This window comes from Tunturiibacter lichenicola (assembly GCF_051013355.1).
Lineage (GTDB): Bacteria > Acidobacteriota > Terriglobia > Terriglobales > Acidobacteriaceae > Edaphobacter > Edaphobacter lichenicola_F.
Genome location: NZ_CP132944.1, coordinates 5,439,099 through 5,457,730 on the forward strand (window position 1 = coordinate 5,439,099; position 18,632 = coordinate 5,457,730).

An 18,632-nucleotide genomic window follows, 5' to 3' on the forward strand; every position below is an offset into this window, starting at 1 on the left:
GGAGACATGGCCACGAAGAAAAGTAACGCAGTAGATGGCGCCGATGAAAGTTCGTGCATCGCGATAGCAGACGAGTCTGGACAGAAGGCTGTCGGCGTTGATGCTGATATCAAGGCATCCAATCTGAGGCGCCTGAGGCGCATCGAGGGTCAGGTTCGTGGTCTTCAACGTATGGTTGAAGGCGACCGCTACTGTGCGGACATTCTTACCCAAGTGTCTTCGGTGCAAGAGGCTCTGCGTTCAGTTGCTCGAGCGTTGATGCGAAATCATCTGACTCACTGCGCCACTCACGCGATTCAAAGCGGATCGGCTGATGAGAAGCAGGCGATGTACGACGAGCTGTTGGAGATGATCTACAAGAATGCACGATAAACTGCCCCTCCACATTCATAGTCATCTATTTGGTGTTGAGTGGAGTTCCGCGGCCGGTGAGTTCGCGTATCAGCATTACTTCATGCTCGCGATAAGGCGTGCCGTCATTGCGAAAGACCTCGTGGAACCAGATCGTTGGTTGTAGAAGTACGTACGGCCTCTGCCATGAGTCCCACGGCAAGTAGGTTTGAGTCTTGCCGGCCACCAAGCCCCAGTTGATTGCGGCAACGTTGTACTTTTTTGCGATTGGAAGGGACCCGTCGAAGGTCGACCCTGCACCTCGCGCCATATACTCCGTGCATATGAGTGGCCGGTGATATACCTGCAGTTCTTTGATTCGTTCGGTGAACTTCTCCGGCCAGTCATAGTTGTGAAAGGAGATCACGTCTGACTCCTCTAACTGAATCCTGGTTGTCGCGCTCTCCTTCGCAGGGTCGGACCAGTTCCCTGTCCATAGGCCGCTGGTCAACGGCTGCGTGGGATGCACGGAACGAGCCCATGCAAATGCCTTCGGAAGAAGTTCGTTGACGCGCTTTACCTTCGCAGGCGCATCTTCCTCCTTGTCTCCTCCGCGATTGTCAGGTTCGTTCCAGATATCCCAACCGAGAATACGATCATCGTTTGCGAAGGCTCCGACCACCCCTACGACGTAGGATCGCAGCTTGGGTTCGTCCGACGGATTGAGCAGACGTTCCTTGCCGGGGCTTTGCACCCAACCTGAGTTATGAATGCCTGGAATCGGTGGGTGCTGTGGCCCGAGATGAGGATTCGTCTCCCAACAGGAGTCGAACAATACCAGCAGCGGACGAATGTGATGTTTCGCGGCGATGCCAAGAAAGGTGTTGAGCCTGTCCTTGAAGCCGGCGGGATCCTGCTCCCATAGTTGGTCCTGAAGAAAGACTCGTGCGGTGTTCATGCCGATCGACTCCGCGAGACCCAACTCACGATCGTTGATCGCAGGATCAAAGGTAGCGGCCTGGAACATCTCAAGTTCATTGATCGCATTCGACGGAATATAGTTTGCGCCGAGGAGCCAGGGCTGCTTCGCGTACCAGTCGTTGGCTTTGGCTTCCGACCACCTGGCGCTGCCATCGTCCGATGCGTTTGCACAGAAAGCAGTGGCTACAGAGAGCACGAACAACATGAAAGGAACTACGAGGATATGTCGATGCTTCATGAACAGAGATCCTTTCGAGAATGAAATGTAGATCCGGTTCGCAGAATTGAAAGACCCGTTCGAACACCCTGTTCCACATATTGTAAATATTTACGTATGGTAGCTTGCCAGGTTTGTGAGTGGCTACGTCTATCTTCTATGCAATCGTGCCGTTGGTGTTCTCCTGCAGATGTGTGAGGTCCGAACGTACAGATACAACTCTGCGGCAAACGTCCAGGCGTTCGGTGAACGTCTGCCGCAGACTGAAAGACTGCGAATTGCTAAAGCAGCACCTTGACAGCAAAGTTGGGTATTGGACGGTTTGCCAGGACCGATTCCGGGAGAGCCGTTGGCGTCGCCGATCATGTCGCTGACCTTGCCGAAGGAGCTTAAGCCGAAGGTTCCTCCGGGTTGCACATCGTTATTTCGGTTGTAGAGATTGAACATCTCGGCACGTAGTTCAGCGTCGCTCTCTCGCCTGGCTTCGTATTCTTGAAGACCGAGAGATCGATGTCTCCATAGCCGGGATCAAAGATCTGATTCCGTCTGAGATTCCCGAATGTCCCCGGAGTTGGTGTTGCGAGCGCCGCAGGATTAATCCATTGAACAGCGCTCGCGACGATAGAATGAATGACTCTCACATTCGGGTTTCCGAGAATATTTGGTCGCTGATATTTCTCACCTATCCGCTATTATCGCTGGAGGTAGTAGTTGCTCCCGTGTTCAAACCCAGTGCGATCACATTGAAGCTGTATTGAAGTCGTGGAAGACCTGGTTGTAGGAGCTGACGCGGAGCAACAACTGGTTGACAAGATTCGTGCTGACGATCCGGTTATATACCACAGAGTAGTTCTGAAAATGGATCGGAGCGGCTTCGTAGAAACTCTTCAGATTCGACCCTACAGGTGCTGTCTGGTTGCCCTGACCAATTGCCAAGAAACTTCTTTTCAGTATCAGCACACAAACCCATAAGGGATAGGTACCAAGACAGCATCGGCGAACTCCTGGACAACTCTTGTGATATCGCTTCGGAAACTTGCGTATGCACGAGGCAACTGCGCGCTCTGCAAATAATCTAGAGTTTGGAAGCGGCTCTGTCATCCCAACCGTTTTCCTATCCTCGCGAACATGGCTGCGCAGTTTGTTAACAACTTCTTTGAAGCGACAGTCGGCCGGATTGCCCGACTGCCACGGTGACCAGCGTTGGTTCAGAAGATGATCTTTCCTGCGAATTGAACGTTGAAAGGCTCCCCTGGACCAATGCCTGGAGCGCTGCTGTTGTTGCGCGTCGAAGTGCTTCGTCCAAAGGTTGATGACGACAGCGTTCCGATACCGGGATTAGCGAGGTTAGTTCGGTTGAAGAGGTTAAACATCTCTGCCCGCAGTTGCAGGCTGATACCTTCGTGGATCGTTAGTATTCTTCACTAGTGCGGCGTCCACAGTTGCAAAACCAGGCCCCCGAACCGAGTTTCGTTGCATGGTGCCGAAGGTTCCCAATGGAGCGACGGCAAATGCCTTGTTGGTGAACCATTGCACATACGGCGAGGCCCCGGCAGCAGCTGGGGTGAACAATTTTCTATTGAGACCTGCAGCCGGATTTCCGATCACGTCAGGACGATCCTGAAACTAGCCCGTTTGGCTTTGATCCGTTGAGGTTCCAAGCTTGACGGCCGCGGGTGTTCCGATGAACGCGCTGATGAATGCGTTGCCTTGCCATCCGGTAGTCAGCCGCTTGGCATGGTCTGTGAACTTCGGCACTTCGTAGACTATGTAGCCGTTGAAGGTATGACGCACGTCGAAGTCCGCATTGCCGTAGTCTCCTCCTAGGTTATGAGAGTTCTGTGGGGCAAAACCTCGCGTACCGGAAATCACGTCGAGCGCATGGCCATAGGTATACGAGCCTTGTGCGGTCAAGCCATGATAGTCGCTGGTGCGCAGCAGGATCTGCGCAGAGTTGTAGTTAGAAGTTGCTTCACTCTCCATCTGGTTGATCGCACTGATCGACTTCGCATTGGCGATCAATGTGTTGTTATAGTATGGTCGCACCGCCTGCAATGTTGCCGTCGTCGTCGATCCGTTGGCAAGACCGCTGCCTGGTTTTGCTTGATTGATATCAGCCAGGTCGAACAACCTCCGCCCCAGTGATCCGACATAACAGTGCGCGAATTAACATAAGCGTTTGTTCCGCCATCCACCGTCAGATTGGCTCCTGTGACGTACGCAGCCTCAGGACTAAACACAAACTCTACGAGAGCGACCACCTCGTCCACAGTTCCATACCGGTTCAGTGCCGTATTGCCTTTTCCGGCGCAACCCAGTCGCCCGCAGCAGGATTGAGATCGGGCCGATAGGACATGGCTGAACATTGTTGATAATATTGCGCGATGAAGCATTACCTGCAGGTCTAAGTGACGCCGCAAGCAAAAACCGGTGCAGTCGGGGGCACCAATTGCATTCAGCACAATCTTGCGAATCTTCTCTTGAGCCACGGCTTAGGACGTCCCCACAGCCAATCTCGTGGCAGCTTCGAAGGGGCGACCTGAGCGTCCAAAGCTTGAAAGCTGAATTGTCAGGACTAGACAGCAAATACTTATTTAATGGCTAAACCATTTAATGCGAAGGTCGTTTACTTTCGCTGTTCTGTGGCAACCAAAACGAATTATCTGGTAGACTCAATCATGTTGATGAGGCAGTCGTTTTGGTGTCCAAAACACCCCAAAATCGACTCCACAGCAGCGAAATAGTAGAAAAGAGCGAAAGCTGTGAAACGCTCGATTCTATGTGACATATAGCCAAATTGTTGAAAAACAATCTGGGGACGTAGCTCAGTTGGTTAGAGCGCTGCCCTGTCACGGCAGAGGTCGCGGGTTCGAGCCCCGTCGTCCCCGCCATCATTCTAAAGCACTTAGATGATGGGTGACCCCAAAAAAGACAGAGGTCGTGGGTTTGATATGGGTGCAATAAGCACCCTATCTAGCTTTTTGAGGGTGTGTTGCGTCCCTCATTTCACCCAGATTGGGAACCATCATCCTTACAACCCTGCTTTGTGCGGCCCGCTTGTTTGAGGTAGTGGCTTGCGTGTACACCTCGAGCGTGATCCTGCTGTTCGCGTGCCGTAAAAGCTCCTGGACCGTCTTCACATCTTCCCCGTTAGCCTTCAGCAATGTGCCGAAGGTATGGCGGAAAGTGTGCCAGCCGATTCGCTTGTGAATGCCGTTCGCTCTCGCTACCGGCCGGATATGACGCTTCATTAGGTTATCGGGCCAGTATGGTTGTTTGCCTCGCATTGTTTCGCTGGCGAAGATATAGTCATCGTCCCCGGGATACCCGCTCTGGCGACGCCAGCGCTGCAGGTCATCCGCCATATAGCTGTCGAGCGGAACCGGCTTTGCTGATGCCTCCGTCTTGCAGTCGCCCACTACCTGATGCCAGATGGAACGGGTCACACTGAGCTCAAGGTTGTCGAAGTCCACATCCTGCCACCGCAGAGCCAGGAGCTCGCTGACGCGAAGCCCAGTCCCTGCGTCCAGCAACGCAAGCGTTCGTTCCCGAACACCAAGCTTGCTGAGCAGGAGTTGAATCTCGGCTAGTTCGAGAACATCAGGAATCCGCTCCCGCTTTGCGCTCTGACGAACGAGCTTGATCGGATTTCGATCCGCCCATTCGTATCGCATCGCGTGAGTGAAAAGTGCGCTCATGAGGTTCCGAATCTTAGCCCGTGTGCCTTTCGCCCGCTTGATGCCGTCCAGCCACTCTTCGACTGCTACGGATTTGACTTGGTCGAGCTTGTGATTCCCCCAACGAGGGAGAATCCAGTTCTCCAAATTGCATTCATAGGCGGATCGCGTCGAGTACGCTTTTCTCCCATTACGATCACCGGCCAGTTCCTTCAACCTGTAATGCGCGAGGAGCATTGCAATTGTGCTCGGCCCGGTTCCTGCCTGCGGGGTTTCTTGGTTAGCATCAATGCGCAATGCTTGAGCTGCCTTGAGAGCTGAGGTTTCATTTGCGAGTGTATCGACTGTCCCGACAATTGCTTTACGGTACCTGCTCTTACCGTCCGTCTCAGTCTCATACCATCTAAAAATCCACACGTCAGGCCCGCTCCGCCGCTTCTCGCGTTGCACGCTTCCTTGTTGATACCGTGTTCGCCTTGACATTTATTTCTCCTGTCCTAGGCGTAACGGATGGCTCCCATTAGGGTAGCGCTACGCCGGGCGGAGGTCGAGAGATTTATCTTTTTAGCTCGCGAGTTGACGATCGATCCACTCTTCAATCTCGGAGGCACGAAAGCGCCAGAGCTTGCCGATGTGAACTCCTCGCACAATTCCCTTCCTCGCCAACTTCTGTAACGTCTTCGGGTGAATCTTCATGATCGAAGCGGCCTCGTCAGAGTCTAGTAACGGCTCTGGTAAGCCACGCGCAACGGACACTGCTTTTTTGTGACCTATGGCACCATCATGTAGTGAGTCGCGATCTGGAAATTGTGGAGGCATCGCCATTCCTCATGGAAGAGATTTCAGCCGCTGCTCAGACAAGAGGAACGGTCGATTGATCCTAAGACTGATCTACACAGACATAACAATCCAATACTTGCTGTCTATAAAGCCCAACTTTTTATCTATGGCTCTCTGCTAGGGGAACCAGCGACCATCAGGCACCTTCAGGTACCTAGTGACGTTCGGGTGCCTTCTTGACGAATCAAGTTCGGCCAAATACATAGAGTGAGAACGAAGTTATCCACAGCCGTTCTTCTGGGCCTGTGGGATCGGCAAAGCCAGCGGAGTATCAAGGCCATGTCAGATTCCCTGGAGTTTCGACTCCTCAAATACATCGTCGCCGTAGCAGAGACATCGAATTTCACTCGGGCAGCGGAACGTCTGTTCCTCGCTCAACCTTCCCTCAGCAAACAGATTCGGGATCTTGAAGATGACATCCAGTTCCCTATCTTCGATCGAAGTCGGGATGGTGTTCGAATTACTCCAGCAGGCGAGATGGTAGTCGCATACGCTCGGGAGAGTCTCAAGGGACGAGATGCGCTGATAGCGATGGCTCGCGCGGTCCATCTCGGAGAAGTGCCACCTTTGCGATTGGGCTTTTCCTCTTTCGTAAACGGAGCCTTACTGGAATCCTTCCGGGAAACATATTGTGGAATGTTTCCGGGGTGCGAAATACAACTGGCGGGTGGAGATCCATCCCAAATTCTCCAACGAATTAACCTGCGCACGTTGGATTGTGCCCTCCTTCCGATGCCCATTGACGGCGAGCTCTTCCAAGTCCAACAAGTTTCGCAATCACCATTGGTGATTTGTATGCGTCGGGATGATGTTCTTTCATCGCAAACCCAACTAGATATTCATGAGATAGCAGGAAGAATCCGAATTTTCGCGACCCTGAACTCCAGCCTCCGGCACACTCCCGTCTCATTGAGATGTTCGATGAGGTTGGCATACGGCTACAGCTAGGCTGTTCTGCTACCAGTCCAGCAGATATTCAGTGGATGGTGAAAGCTAGGTACGGACTTGCACTGATTGACCAGATATTCTGAGCTGATCACAAGGCCAATCGCCGGGGTGAATTGGACAGCAGATACCGCATTCGTACATCACAACCGTGCGGATCACATCGCCCTGCCGTTTATTGAAAAATCACTCGCCCAACGGTGGAGAGGTAGCAAGAGGAAGAAGCGCCCTGACGAAAGTGTCAAGCCGGAACAACTCAAGCTTCTCGCTTAGCCTGCGATAGATAAAAGGTATGGCGTTATAGATAGAAAGTCTTGGACGACTGTTCACTGGGGCCTTAGTTTCCGAGTCATGACGGCGAACATTCAAGCCGTTCGGAGGATCAGATGGCCCTGATTAGCCAATTTAATTCCTCGCTCCTGAGAGGGCGCGGACAACGCACATCTCAACAGAATTTTCTCCACTTCATCCGCGCGGTATCGCCAACGTTAATGGTGTTTGCAATCGCCACTGTTGCACATGCACAGGGGACGATGGACTTCTCAGGGGCCCAGACCCTTATGGGAACCTTCAACTGGCGGAACGACTATGTCGCCGTCGAGCAGTGGAGCCGCAATATCGTCCGGGACTACTACGTTCACCTCGTCGCCCTCCACCAGCAGCACCTTCGCTTTGCCCAGACATGGGACGCCAACCTGCGCATGCAGGGCTTTGCGGAAGCGTTTTCGGACAAGTCGATTCGCGGCTAGTCCGCTTCCTTGGAGCGGATACTGCACGACCGGTCCGCTCTATGTCCTTCACTCGTTCACCGCTCGAAAGGAGCCATGCATCATGGAAACCACCATTTGCAACGCCACCGAGTACCGCAACGTCTCTCTGTCACTTCTCAGTGAGTCCAAAACCAATCCACGCCGCATCTTTGAAGATGCCGCTTTGCAGGAAATGGCCGAAAGCATCCGCACCCACGGCGTTCTCTCGCCCTTGCTCGTGCGGCCGCTGACGGAGAAGGGCTTCGAGATCGTCGCCGGAGCCCGGCGCTATCGCGCCGCGCAGATCGCTGAGGCTGACACCATTCCCGTTCGCATCGTCCAACTCAACGATGCGCAAGCCCTCGAAGCGCAGTTGGTCGAGAATCTGATTCGCGCCGACGTTCACCCGATGAAGGAAGCGCAAGGCTTCAAGGCGCTTCTCGACCTCGACGAACCGACCTACTCTATCGAACAGATCGCGGCGAAGACAGGCAAGCCACCGGCCTTCGTCGCCGCTCGGCTCAAGCTGATGGACCTAGTGCCGGTCGCAGCAGAAGCCTTCTATCGCGACGAAATCGGTGTTGGCCATGCTCTCCTGCTGGCGAAGCTGCCAGCCGATCAGCAGGAACAAGCGCTCTCGGCTTGCTTCCGCGAAGACTGGAGTGGATCGAGCGACCGCAAAGCCAAGCGCATCTTGCTTCCGGTTCGAAGCTTGCAGTTCTGGATCGAGCAGAACATCTTGCTCTTTCTCAAGGATGCGCCCTTCGATAAACGGGATGCGCATTTGGTGGCGATCGCCGGAAGCTGTGTCGATTGCCCCAAACGCACCGGCCACAACAAGCTGCTCTTTGCCGATCTTGGCAAACAGGATGCCTGCACCGATCCGAACTGCTATCAGGCCAAGGTCAGTGCGCATCTCGGAAAGCAGATCGCAGCGAAGCCACAACTGGTACAGATCAGTACCGCGTATGGCAAACGGCCGGAAGGCAGCAAGGTTCTCCCGCGCAACCAGTACACCGCCATCCGGGACGAGAAACCAAAAAACAAAGACGAGGCCAACCGTCCGGAGTTCAAGGTGTGCAAGTACACCTCCGACGCCATCATCACCGACGGTAGCGATGTTGGTACCGTTCACAAAGTGTGTGCCAATCTCGCCTGTTCCGTGCATCACCCCAAGGCCGCAAACAACCGCGAGGAGAAGAACTGGAAGGCCGAACAGGAGAAGCAGCGTAAAGAGCAAGCCATCGCCAACACCACAGCCCTTCGCGTGTTGAAGGCGATTGGCAATGCCGTACCCGTACGATTGTTGAAGCGCGACCTGCTGTTTGTTCTCACGCAGACTTTTCCGCTGGTGAGCGAGGGACAGCTGCAAGCCTTGGCGCGGCAGCACGGCATTCGCAAAGATCGCGAAACCGACATGATCGGGAAGCTGTTTGCTGCCTTCCTCCGTCGTGCCGATGAAGGAACGCTCTCTCGCTTGCTCGTCGAGGTCAGCGTCTTGATTGCGGCGAGACGCAGCAGCAACGGAACCAGTTCTCTACAGGATGCGGCACTGGCTTACAAGATAGATACCGACGGGATCGCCCTCAAGGTGAAGCAGGAGTTTGCGGCCAAGGAGAAAGCGAAAAAGGAGACGAAGACCGTGTCTTCGGGAGGGGGCAAGAGTCGCAAAGCAGCTTGAGGCCTACTGGGGGAGCCGCAAGGCTCCCCAAATTCGTTGTTCTATCGCAGAGCAAGGCGAGACCGCTTTTCCGATACGTCACGACCAAGGTCGTACTGGGCCAGAACTCGACTAGCCCATTAGACCTCGCTAGCGAAATCTTTGGCACTGAGATTGCAGAAGCTATCAGACATCATTGTAAGAGAGTTAATTCGGCTCGCGTTCCGCCAACTCATGGTAATTTCAGTAGGAAGTTGACATGGATCGTTTTCCTTTTTGCCGTCTCTTGAATACCTAATTCTTTGTTACAAATTTCTGCTTTTGGGGCCCTATGCGAGACAAACAAACTGAGTATTCTTGCGCCGCCGCATCCGCAATTGAACTTTTGCAAGGAAAATGGAGAATACAGATTCTTTGCGTCATGAGGAAGGGGCCGGTCCGTCTGGGTCGCCTCGGTCGCATGATTCCGTCAGCCTCTAAAAAAGTTCTGACGGAAAACCTTCGCAAACTTGAATCAGCGGGCCTCATCAGCCGGACCGACTTAGGTGGTCAAATTCGCCACGTCGAATACGATCTAGTCGAGCCGGTCAAATTAGGCACCTATCAGCTTCTCGATTCTCTCGCGCAATGGCAGACCGTATACGAAACAGTGCTACCAACGCAGCATGACAACGGAGGAGAGATACCGTAACTCAATCGTCGATACGCAGTTCGGGCGCTCCAAGTCCATTACTGATGGACATTCCGAACCTCCGACCTTACGTATCGGCCTCGATAACGGTTAGGCTCTTACCGGTCTCTCCCGCCCGAAGAGAATCCGCCGTGACCACCAGCGTGACACCGGGTGTTAGTTCCCCGTTCAATCGATCCCGGAAGTCGTCGGGCATGGTCACTCGTGCACGGTCGGCCGCCGACACTTCCCTGCTACCGGTCAAGGTGCTTGAGACTCTTATCAGAAAGGCCGTTACGGCCACGAGGGGCGAGGTAAGCATAACCTCGTAGTTGTGCACCTTGGGGCGACCGTTGGTTGCGGAATCTGATCGCAGAAAATTATTCTTGGGCGTCTGCCCAGCCCCGGTGCCAGTCCACGGTCTTCCCGTCACTCGGTTTACCAGCTTTGCCTGCTTGGAAACCGGCGTCATACTCCAAAGAGTCATCGTGGACTCCAGACACCTCGTCTGGCTCAGGCAGTTCATTGATTTTATCTATCTCTGACATTTTCCTTCGGATGCTGATTCGCAGTTTCTCGTTGCAGCTATCGTGGCAGGCTTCCGATACTCGGCCAAAAGCACGTCAGAAAGTCGGCTTCTCGTCGGCGACGTGGCTGAGGACTGACAACCGTTTAGGGGACGGCCTGGCGATCTTCAGAGTAATGGACATGAACCAGACGCCCGCGCCCAGCTTCTTTGCGCTAGACCAGGGTTTTCGACGCATCTTTACGGCTAATTTGTCTTTTCGCATTGTCGCGCGAAACTCCCAGTGGAATTCAGAATAAGCGGCATCACCGTCGACGTGAATTGACACGCCATTTGTTTCAAAGAGTTACCAAATAAAGGGTCTAGCTTTGATGAAACCCACAAGACCCAATGAAGCGCAAATCTGCTTAGTAGGACCTTCGTACCATGCGTTAGAATGGCTACCAAATCGAAGTGAGCTGCAGGTATTGACCCGAATGCCACTTCCAACTAGCCAACCCAACCCACCTGGGCCTGCTTTCCTAGCCTAATAAGGCTTCAATGCTTTCCAAGTCCCGTACTGAATTGGAAGCCTATTATTTGGTGTCTGAAGCTGATTATCGTGAGCTCGTGCGCCAGACTCTCGTCCTCGGCCGATGTACCTGTCCCAAAAGTGTCGAGTACACGAGAGTGGTGGATGCGGTTTCGGATCAAAGACGATCGGCGCTTCGCGAATGCAATCGAATATTTGGTCTACTGCAGAGGGTTTTATGAGCGAAATTGTCATAACGTGCGTCGGGTGTGGAAAGACCGAGACCGTGGACGACCGGCCGGAGAGCATCAGAAATAAGAAATGTAAGACGTGCGGTGGCGCAATGATCGTGAAGCGCCATCCTGGAAACTCCTCCAACGCTTAACCAAGCCTCAATATGTACGGAGGGTATGTGGGCAAACCATCGATTGAACCGTTGCTCAAAGAGATACACGATGCTGAGAGGGAGATCGACGCGATTGAATGCAAGATTCAATTTGCCGACCTCAACAAGACCTATCCACACGAATAGGCGGCAATGCGTTCAGAACAAGAGAACCATCGTCAGCAGATTTGCACTGTAAGGCTTCCCTAGACAATCATGTGAAGGCAGAACACGTCGAAGATCCGAGACCATTCGATAATGAGTAATATTCTCAACGCGGACCTCGGTCAACATACCGCTCTCAACGTTTGCGAAGCCTTGCAAACTAGGTCCTGACCGGTCTCGCCACGAACTAACTTCGCGTTCAAGCTTGCTACCTCGAGGCCTTCTTTGTGGCTTTTGTTTTGGCCGCAGCTTCATAGCGTTTGCGAAGTTTGCCCGGCTTTGTCTTTCTCTTTAAGCTCGAAGGCTTCGGTGGTTTCACCTCGACAAAGATCGCTCTTACCGAATTCAGATCGTGCATGTAGTCTTCCAACGGTAGACTGTCAACGATGCTGCGGAGCTCAGCGCTTGCCTGATTTGAAACACGGCCTGCAGTTCTAATTTCGTGGGACAGCTCGCAAAGGACATCTTCATATTGCGCGATGCATCGCATCGTGTGGAGTAGCGTTTCAAGGCGGTGAAGGTGAAAGACTTGCCGTGTAAGTTCTGTTTGAGTCCGCGAGTTGGATGGTGCGAGTCTCTTCTTTTCCATAGCTATTACGTTGGATGCCAATTCAGCGGGTGCAATCGTCGGGAACAACTTCCGATTCAAACGTGTATGTCATCGAGGGCCAGAACAACAGTCGCATTTTTGAGGTCATCACCTAAATGTGAAGAGGTGGCCTCGAGACCACCTCTTTAGATTTGCTTTACCTATTGCGTCTGAGTGTAGGGGCGGCTTTCTTCTCGTCCTCACGACTCTTCCGAGCGGATTCTTTCTCCTTCGAAGTTTTCGGCTTCTTCTCCTCTTCTTCGGGCTGTTTTGCAGACTCTTGCAAAATAGGCTTCGCTGCGGCCAAGATATTCTTCGCTGCATTGAGCTCTTCATTGAGGTTCTGCGTGAGCAGAGATACAACGTCCTTCAGACCCAGCGCCTGAGCCATTGCGATGGTTGCAGTGTATCCCGCAATCTCGTAGTGTTCGGTTCTGAGTGCCGCTCCCACAATGCCGGAGTCAAAGGATGGACCTTCCTCATCCTTTTCCAGCGCATCTGCACCTTCCTCGATGACACCCTCCATTCCGTTGCAGTGCTCGCCGGTCGGCTTTTCTTCAAGAATCTCAAATACCTGTTTCAGCCGTAGGACTTGTCCCTTGGTCTCCTCCAGATGAGCCGTGAAGAGGGTTTTCAGTTGCGGGTTGATTGCACCCTTGGCCAGCTTCGGGAGGGCTTTTACTAACTGATTTTCCGCGCTATACATGTCTCGGAGTTCGTCAACTAAAACGTCGTTTAGTGCCACAGGTGACCTACTTTCTTCGCTTTGAATTTGGATGTCAGAAAGCCGAGTATCCCGTAAAACTACACCGGAGCGGCTCCGTGCTTTCGTAATCTGAGATGCAAAAAAACAGCAAATTGTGACCGTAAGATGTGTTTCTTAGTGAGTCAGACTAATACGTGCTGAAGTAGACGGTAGACTGACGAAGCAACGAACGCTCGATGAAAAGGAAGCAAAACTCTATGTCGCATAGATCACTTAGAAAACCTTTTGTTCGAATCGCACTGACGGCTGTAGCAAGCCTAGTCGGCTTGACTGCCCTATCCGGATGTCTGGTCGCTGGAGTTTCGAGCAATGGAGGCGCGTTTTTATGGCCCGGCGGGTTAGGCCTGGTAGTAATCATTCTCCTTGTGGTTTTCCTCCTGCGGCGCCGCTAGACCAGAGAGCCAATCTGCAACCAGAAAGAGTTGCGATAAAAGGATGACGGAATGAGGATGGCAGCTCCTCTCTTTGAGGATGATTCCAAACATGCATATCCCCGCGACTATCTAGGGCCGGGCACTGCAATTCTGGAAGGGTTCGCCCTTCAGTATGAGGCATTCATCCAAAATGCCTTGTTAGAGATTGCCGGCCAGTCGCCTTTCCGACATATGACGACACCGGGCGGCTTTCGCATGTCCGTTGCCATGACGAACTGCGGCGCTTTGGGTTGGGTTACGGATCGGAAAGGTTACCGATACGACTCTCTCGATCCAGACACGGGATCACCTTGGCCAGCGATGCCCGCATTGTTTTTGAAACTGGCGCAACGCTCGGCTAGTGAAGCTGGATTTCCAGAATTTGTGCCGGAAGGCTGTCTCATCAATCGCTATGAGCCAGGCGCCAAGCTTAGTCTGCATCAGGATAAGGATGAGCTCGATTTCACCGCACCCATTGTCTCGGTCTCTTTCGGTCTCCCTGCGATGTTTCTGTTCGGGGGAGATCAGCGTTCAGATAAGACCGTTCGCATTCCAGTTGTTCATGGTGATGTCCTGGTGTGGGGAGGCCCGGCACGCATGCGTTATCACGGCGTAATGCCGCTAAAAAACGGTGTTCATCCACTCTTTGGCGGACACCGCTATAACTTAACCTTCCGCAAGGCCCGATAGGACGCCCAGATTTACCATAAGATCATGGAACCGAGGCTCGAGGACATGTCGACCTGGACAGACATAACGGGGCATGGGCAGCTGCGTTCCTTTGTGGACAATGAAGGGAATTTCTGGCTTGAGCAGAACGCTTCCAAGCAGACCAAGTGGGCAAACCTCGTGCGCAAAGGGCACGAAGTCGCATGGGAGTTTGCTGGTCGTGGGGCTCATACACTGGCCGCATGCTGATCGACGGTGAAATTTACACGCCATCCGAAGCAACGAAGAAGTTTCTCGCTCCGAGCGATTGAACGCCACGTCAATACCTACGGCTAGACAGCCGAAGGATGAAGTCGACGTGCCGTGCCGAGCCGGAGTAACGCGAGTTGATCGTCGTTCAACTCAACTTCTTCGCAGCATGAAGGGGTCTTAGCGGGACCAAAGCCAATCTGAACCGCCGTTCGAATTGCCTGTTCGACCTCTGGGCTCAGTCCAGCATGACCGACCAGGTTTAGAAACACCTGATCGTCGTCGTACATCGAAATGACCTGCTCTGAAATCCGCCCGGCGCTAGCGCTGACTCGCAGTAGACCCTCATGTGTTTTGCTGAAAGACAGCCGATAGAGCATTCCGAAATGCTAACACCTGTCACGGCTACTCGGCAGCAACCGGGTCCAATGGAAACCAGCATGCACTATCAGTCAAACTGAATTGTTCGGTAGATTATGTCGATTTGGTGAAACGGTGAGTGATTGCTCTCTTGTGGTCCAAACGTTGCTTTCTAAAACCGCATCTACCTTCGTGTTGATGTGCAAACGCATCAATGATTAAAGGCTGGCAGGGGAGCGGGATTTTCGCGATTTCTCTTGCTTGTCTCCGGTGAATGAGAATCGCGCGTAACCGGAGGACCCTGCTCCAGCTTTGCAATGAAACCGAACAACATTTGAGGTGACTTGATGAGTGGAATGTCTATGAAAGATCTAGCAAAAAAGGTAGCTGATATTGACTTCACCATGCTATCCACGCGGGCCGATGACGGCGAAATTGGAGCACGACCGATGAGTAACAACGGTGATGTCGAGTATGACGGAGATTCGTGGTTCTTCACTTGGGAAACGTCGCGAATGGTAGCGGATATTCAGCGCGATCCGCGAGTGGGCCTCTCTTTGCAAGGGAAAGCCGGGATTCTAGGTAAGCCTCCGCTATTTATATCGATTGAAGCGATAGCCGAGCTGGTCCGGGATAAGGCGCTATTCGAGAAGCATTGGAATGCCGACCTGGAACGATGGTTTGAACAAGGCATCGAAACGCCGGGGATTGTACTGATCAAAGCGCATGCGCAGCGCATCAAGTATTGGGACGGTGAGGACGAAGGCGAAGTGAAAGGTTAGCCTCAAGTCGTAATTGTTAGAGCTTGCAAAAGACAGAATGCTCTCACCAAGCGCTGCCAATGGAAGCGCTCTGGTCGACGACTCTCTATTTCGACGCAGTGCCACGATGTCTATAGCGTGCTTCTTGGTCGATGGGGCTGTTCTCTCTCCACTTTTGCAGCGAGGATGTGACGTGCTGGCCGAGATCAACTAGAAAACGCGCGTCAACCACTATAGGACCGAGATGCTCTACAAATGCGGGAACGAGAGTCTCCGCGGATCCTTTGTCGCGCGTACATTTTAACCAAACTGTTTGACCTTTTGCGAGTACACCTCCGCCCAAGAAGTTGTCTGTTGGCCACGTCCCGGCAGGACCATAGGGCACATTGCGTGACGTCACATAAGGGGCTTTGAAGCATTCCGGCCGCACCATTTCTAGTCTCTCCTCTAGAGAAATACACTTTTCTATTTTCCGATAGGCGCAATTTTGAAGGATGTTTCCACGAAGAGAAAGGTTGCCATCCCACTAGCTACATGATGCCGCGAAGAATGGAGAGGTCAATGGGCAACGACCTTGACTGCTATGAGGCTAACAAGTTCCGCTAGATCCTACAAAGTAGGATACGACAGGGCTGTCGCACTCAGTTGGCGAACTCTGCATACTTGGTTTTCGTAGCGAACTGATTCTTGTCCAGCAAATCTTGCGTTCGAACTCAAAACTTTTTATAACGTTTCCAGTCCTTCTCCACGGCTGCGGCCATGTGATTTGCAGAGTCGCGCAGCCAATTCGCTTTCCTTTTACTCAAGTCTTTCAAAACGCGGGTGGCATGTCGCTTCGTCCCCAGATGGACGTTTGCCGCTTCCGCACCCATCGCCTCAAGAATCATTTGCTCGTCACTATGCTTGGGCAGAGTTTGAATATCAATGGGATTTGAGTCCGGCGAAAGGCGACGAATTAGCCAAGATCCTTGAACGACCTGGAAAGGGTCCGGGGAACGTACCGCGGAAGAAATCGCATCTTCGTAGTTGGACTGGCTATGGCCGACCTCGCCCGTCATCCAGACGCAGGCAGACGGCAGCACAGCCTTCGCCTCTCGTGCGACATAACCTCCGCGCCACTCGCCGATCGCCACAAATCTTTGCTGTCCAAGGCTGCCTAGTCCCGCTTGTCTACGTACGACTTTATATTCCATTTGCGGGTCTGGAAGGGTCTTTTCCAGCGCCCGCCTTACATCAGGAGCAAGCTCCTGACGTATAGGCGGCAGTTGATTTAGTTTGTCCCAGAAATCGGTTGGCGGCTTGAAACTGTCTATGCCGAGTTTACCGAGCTTTTGTTCACGTTCCGCGAGAACCAGAGGGCAGCCGCCTGCCCTGAGAGACCGGACATATCCCTCTAAAATAGCGTCGCAGCCTGCCTTCACCTTGATTGACAAACCTTCCGCGTCGATGACGATCTTCATGCTGGCCGCTAGTCGGACCAAGTCATTGGTGTAAGGCAAGCGGAAAGCCTCGTCGAAATCGTCGACTCCCCAACAGAGCCGGCCCTCCACGTCTCGCCAAGTCCCAAAACTGTTCACATGCAGATCGCCGACAGCGAGAACCTCTGGTGCGTCGCACAAATCGGAACAGATCGACGACCATTGTTGAGCCCACCTGTAGAAGGTTCCCCGCAAGAAAAGGAAGGGACTCTCTTTCATCTGTTCATGCTTTGAACGAAGATCCGACGAAATTACCGTCGTACATCTTCGCATCCAATGTTCGTAGCTGGCGGTTGCCTCCCGTATGTTCAACCCACCGGTCTTGGACGTTTTTCCAACCCGTGCCTTACCCATCCGAGTCTTAGTCATTTCCGCCCTGCATTGTAAATAGAATGTGAATCAACGCGTGGGACGCGATTCTTTTCTTTTAAGTTGTTTCGTAGCTCAACGATAGGCGGGGTTCGACCGGTCGAATGTTGATTCCTGGTCGCGAGGAAGGTGGACCGGCAAGGGTCAGAGGGCAGGGCCTCGTTTTGAGGTTCAGACCTGAATTCCCATCTGCGCTCCGAAATGTGGGTGTTTGACAGGCAACCCAATACGAAGGGCCGGCATAAATATCTCACGAAAGGATTAACCAACCCCGTGGCGAGGAGCATTTTCAGTTGCTAGGGAAAGAGCGACCTTGCAATTACTGAGTGGGACGAAGGAGGCGACAGAGGTGATGGACACGATATTGCGATTTTTAATAGGCGGCCTAGTGGTGAGCGTGTTTGCAATCCTTGGCGACATGATAAAACCGGAGTCGCTTGGAGGAGTGTTCGCCGCCGCTCCGACCATTGCGTTTGCGACGCTGTCATTGACGTTGCATAAACACGGTGCCGCGTATATCGCGATAGAGGCTCGGTCTATGGTTGCTGGCGCGATCGCGTTTTTCGTCTATGCGTGTTGTGTGAGCTTTACACTCGTGCGTTGGCGGCCGAAATCGCTGGTGGCCGCCATCACATTGATGCCAGTCTGGTTTGCAACGGCAGCAGCCCTATGGGCGCTCTGGCTGCGGAGATAAGAAGATGCGGCTAAAGCTAAGGTTCGATTCCCTGAAAGAGACCAAACCGACTGAGTATGCTTCACGGTTCCTCTTCGGTGGTTTAGTGACGGTCTTTGCAGGGCTTATCGCGGACCACTACGGGCCGGTGGTGGGCGGCCTATTCCTGGCTTTTCCGGGGATCTTTCCCGCAGGAGTCAGCCTAGTCGAGAAGCATAAAACGCAACGAGAAGCGTTGGCCGGCAAGTTAGGGATCCGTTCCGCACGGGGTGAAGCCGGTGTAGAGGCGGCCGGCGGTTCGGTAGGGGCGGTTGGGTTAGTCGGATTCGCAATGGTACTGTGGCGGGGGCTACCGACCCATACTTTCTCACTGATGCTCTTCATCGCCGCGGGGGCGTGGATCGTGGTGGCCGGACTTTTCTGGTGGGCGCGGGAGAGACTGTAACCCTCGGAAGACCCAACCAGAAATAGTGATCGGGCATGAGTGCCCTAATGAAAATGCAAGGTAATTTCTACGCCTGTCCGACACGGAGCCCCACCCTAGTCCCGTGTCCCGTGATTCGAACGATAAAGATTGATCAAGGCCCGAGGAACCGAAGTGACAAAGCTGACGGTTATTCCTGGCAGATTAACGATGTCATGAGCGAGC

General features: G+C 53.1%; 19 protein-coding genes and 1 tRNA gene. 10 read left to right on the top strand and 10 right to left on the bottom strand.

All coding sequences use genetic code 11. The annotated features are described in order from the left end of the window. Positions 1 to 6 precede the first annotated feature (6 nt). Positions 7 to 372 (top strand): metal-sensitive transcriptional regulator, encoded by a 366-nt coding sequence (locus RBB82_RS22755; RefSeq protein ID WP_433973011.1) that lies wholly within the window; start codon positions 7 to 9, stop codon positions 370 to 372. A 25-nt stretch (positions 373 to 397) separates the two neighbouring features. On the opposite strand, the gene RBB82_RS22760 is transcribed toward RBB82_RS22755, so the two are convergent. From RBB82_RS22760 to RBB82_RS22775, 4 genes are all read right to left on the bottom strand, one after another. Further along, positions 398 to 1,549 carry a cellulase family glycosylhydrolase gene (locus tag RBB82_RS22760; RefSeq protein ID WP_433973012.1) on the bottom strand — a complete coding sequence of 384 codons (1,152 nt, stop codon included), beginning with the start codon at positions 1,547 to 1,549 and terminating at the stop codon, positions 398 to 400. A 717-nt stretch (positions 1,550 to 2,266) separates the two neighbouring features. After that, positions 2,267 to 2,464, bottom strand: a complete 198-nt coding sequence (locus RBB82_RS22765) for a hypothetical protein (RefSeq protein WP_433973013.1) — start codon at positions 2,462 to 2,464, stop codon at positions 2,267 to 2,269. 690 nt (positions 2,465 to 3,154) lie between these two features. Next, complete coding sequence (locus tag RBB82_RS22770; protein ID WP_433975471.1) at positions 3,155 to 3,658, bottom strand: hypothetical protein; 504 nt, start codon at positions 3,656 to 3,658, stop codon at positions 3,155 to 3,157. Next, positions 3,547 to 3,921, bottom strand: a complete 375-nt coding sequence (locus tag RBB82_RS22775; protein WP_433975443.1) for an SDR family oxidoreductase — start codon at positions 3,919 to 3,921, stop codon at positions 3,547 to 3,549. Before RBB82_RS22775 ends, RBB82_RS22770 begins: the two co-directional genes overlap by 112 nt. A 421-nt stretch (positions 3,922 to 4,342) precedes the next feature. Between RBB82_RS22775 and RBB82_RS22780 the strand changes: the two genes are divergently transcribed. Next, positions 4,343 to 4,419, top strand: a tRNA-Asp gene (locus RBB82_RS22780). Between the two features lie 78 nt (positions 4,420 to 4,497). Here the strand turns inward: RBB82_RS22780 and RBB82_RS22785 are convergent. Further along, positions 4,498 to 5,688: a tyrosine-type recombinase/integrase gene (locus RBB82_RS22785; RefSeq protein ID WP_433973014.1), complete on the bottom strand. Its 1,191-nt coding sequence runs from the start codon at positions 5,686 to 5,688 to the stop codon at positions 4,498 to 4,500. An 81-nt stretch (positions 5,689 to 5,769) separates the two neighbouring features. Continuing rightward, positions 5,770 to 6,030, bottom strand: a complete 261-nt coding sequence (locus tag RBB82_RS22790) for a helix-turn-helix domain-containing protein (protein ID WP_433973015.1) — start codon at positions 6,028 to 6,030, stop codon at positions 5,770 to 5,772. A gap of 294 nt (positions 6,031 to 6,324) precedes the next feature. Between RBB82_RS22790 and RBB82_RS22795 the strand changes: the two genes are divergently transcribed. The 4 genes from RBB82_RS22795 to RBB82_RS22810 all read left to right on the top strand — a co-directional run bounded on the left by RBB82_RS22795 (position 6,325) and on the right by RBB82_RS22810 (position 10,090). After that, on the top strand, positions 6,325 to 6,993 hold the full coding sequence (locus tag RBB82_RS22795; protein ID WP_433973016.1) for a LysR family transcriptional regulator: 669 nt from the start codon (positions 6,325 to 6,327) through the stop codon (positions 6,991 to 6,993). 383 nt (positions 6,994 to 7,376) lie between these two features. Beyond that, positions 7,377 to 7,739: a DUF6908 domain-containing protein gene (locus tag RBB82_RS22800; protein ID WP_433973017.1), complete on the top strand. Its 363-nt coding sequence runs from the start codon at positions 7,377 to 7,379 to the stop codon at positions 7,737 to 7,739. A gap of 82 nt (positions 7,740 to 7,821) precedes the next feature. Beyond that, positions 7,822 to 9,420: a ParB/RepB/Spo0J family partition protein gene (locus RBB82_RS22805; protein WP_433973018.1), complete on the top strand. Its 1,599-nt coding sequence runs from the start codon at positions 7,822 to 7,824 to the stop codon at positions 9,418 to 9,420. A gap of 310 nt (positions 9,421 to 9,730) precedes the next feature. Further along, positions 9,731 to 10,090 (top strand): winged helix-turn-helix transcriptional regulator, encoded by a 360-nt coding sequence (locus tag RBB82_RS22810; protein WP_433973019.1) that lies wholly within the window; start codon positions 9,731 to 9,733, stop codon positions 10,088 to 10,090. A 67-nt stretch (positions 10,091 to 10,157) separates the two neighbouring features. Here the strand turns inward: RBB82_RS22810 and RBB82_RS22815 are convergent, their stop codons facing one another. Both RBB82_RS22815 and RBB82_RS22820 read right to left on the bottom strand, forming a co-directional pair. After that, positions 10,158 to 10,556, bottom strand: coding sequence for a hypothetical protein (locus RBB82_RS22815; RefSeq protein ID WP_433973020.1), 399 nt, complete (start codon positions 10,554 to 10,556; stop codon positions 10,158 to 10,160). Positions 10,557 to 12,402: 1,846 nt separating this feature from the next. Then, on the bottom strand, positions 12,403 to 12,990 hold the full coding sequence (locus tag RBB82_RS22820; RefSeq protein WP_433973022.1) for a ferritin-like domain-containing protein: 588 nt from the start codon (positions 12,988 to 12,990) through the stop codon (positions 12,403 to 12,405). 470 nt (positions 12,991 to 13,460) lie between these two features. Between RBB82_RS22820 and alkB the strand changes: the two genes are divergently transcribed. Continuing rightward, positions 13,461 to 14,114 (top strand): DNA oxidative demethylase AlkB, encoded by a 654-nt coding sequence (alkB, locus tag RBB82_RS22825; protein ID WP_433973023.1) that lies wholly within the window; start codon positions 13,461 to 13,463, stop codon positions 14,112 to 14,114. A 311-nt stretch (positions 14,115 to 14,425) separates the two neighbouring features. Here alkB and RBB82_RS22830 read toward each other — a convergent pair whose 3' ends face one another. Beyond that, positions 14,426 to 14,632 carry a hypothetical protein gene (locus RBB82_RS22830; RefSeq protein ID WP_433973024.1) on the bottom strand — a complete coding sequence of 69 codons (207 nt, stop codon included), beginning with the start codon at positions 14,630 to 14,632 and terminating at the stop codon, positions 14,426 to 14,428. Between the two features lie 432 nt (positions 14,633 to 15,064). Between RBB82_RS22830 and RBB82_RS22835 the strand changes: the two genes are divergently transcribed. Continuing rightward, the gene (locus tag RBB82_RS22835) at positions 15,065 to 15,484 is read left to right on the top strand and encodes a pyridoxamine 5'-phosphate oxidase family protein (protein ID WP_429634399.1); all 420 of its coding nucleotides are present in this window, start codon (positions 15,065 to 15,067) and stop codon (positions 15,482 to 15,484) included. Positions 15,485 to 16,176: 692 nt separating this feature from the next. Here RBB82_RS22835 and RBB82_RS22840 read toward each other — a convergent pair. Beyond that, positions 16,177 to 17,310, bottom strand: a complete 1,134-nt coding sequence (locus tag RBB82_RS22840) for a DUF2252 family protein (RefSeq protein ID WP_433973025.1) — start codon at positions 17,308 to 17,310, stop codon at positions 16,177 to 16,179. 313 nt (positions 17,311 to 17,623) lie between these two features. Between RBB82_RS22840 and RBB82_RS22845 the strand changes: the two genes are divergently transcribed. Beyond that, positions 17,624 to 18,004 (top strand): DUF3147 family protein, encoded by a 381-nt coding sequence (locus RBB82_RS22845; RefSeq protein ID WP_433973026.1) that lies wholly within the window; start codon positions 17,624 to 17,626, stop codon positions 18,002 to 18,004. A gap of 4 nt (positions 18,005 to 18,008) precedes the next feature. Beyond that, complete coding sequence (locus RBB82_RS22850; protein ID WP_433973027.1) at positions 18,009 to 18,428, top strand: hypothetical protein; 420 nt, start codon at positions 18,009 to 18,011, stop codon at positions 18,426 to 18,428. Positions 18,429 to 18,632 lie beyond the last annotated feature (204 nt).

Coding starts and splice junctions, on each gene's coding strand:
- RBB82_RS22755 (WP_433973011.1), top strand. CDS start 7: ATGGCCACGAAGAAAAGTAACGCAGTAGATGGCGCCGATGAAAGTTCG.
- RBB82_RS22760 (WP_433973012.1), bottom strand. CDS start 1,549: ATGAAGCATCGACATATCCTCGTAGTTCCTTTCATGTTGTTCGTGCTC.
- RBB82_RS22775 (WP_433975443.1), bottom strand. CDS start 3,921: ATGCTTCATCGCGCAATATTATCAACAATGTTCAGCCATGTCCTATCG.
- RBB82_RS22785 (WP_433973014.1), bottom strand. CDS start 5,688: ATGTCAAGGCGAACACGGTATCAACAAGGAAGCGTGCAACGCGAGAAG.
- RBB82_RS22790 (WP_433973015.1), bottom strand. CDS start 6,030: ATGGCGATGCCTCCACAATTTCCAGATCGCGACTCACTACATGATGGT.
- RBB82_RS22795 (WP_433973016.1), top strand. CDS start 6,325: ATGTCAGATTCCCTGGAGTTTCGACTCCTCAAATACATCGTCGCCGTA.
- RBB82_RS22800 (WP_433973017.1), top strand. CDS start 7,377: ATGGCCCTGATTAGCCAATTTAATTCCTCGCTCCTGAGAGGGCGCGGA.
- RBB82_RS22805 (WP_433973018.1), top strand. CDS start 7,822: ATGGAAACCACCATTTGCAACGCCACCGAGTACCGCAACGTCTCTCTG.
- RBB82_RS22810 (WP_433973019.1), top strand. CDS start 9,731: ATGCGAGACAAACAAACTGAGTATTCTTGCGCCGCCGCATCCGCAATT.
- RBB82_RS22815 (WP_433973020.1), bottom strand. CDS start 10,556: ATGACTCTTTGGAGTATGACGCCGGTTTCCAAGCAGGCAAAGCTGGTA.
- alkB (WP_433973023.1), top strand. CDS start 13,461: ATGGCAGCTCCTCTCTTTGAGGATGATTCCAAACATGCATATCCCCGC.
- RBB82_RS22830 (WP_433973024.1), bottom strand. CDS start 14,632: ATGTACGACGACGATCAGGTGTTTCTAAACCTGGTCGGTCATGCTGGA.
- RBB82_RS22835 (WP_429634399.1), top strand. CDS start 15,065: ATGAAAGATCTAGCAAAAAAGGTAGCTGATATTGACTTCACCATGCTA.
- RBB82_RS22840 (WP_433973025.1), bottom strand. CDS start 17,310: ATGACTAAGACTCGGATGGGTAAGGCACGGGTTGGAAAAACGTCCAAG.
- RBB82_RS22850 (WP_433973027.1), top strand. CDS start 18,009: ATGCGGCTAAAGCTAAGGTTCGATTCCCTGAAAGAGACCAAACCGACT.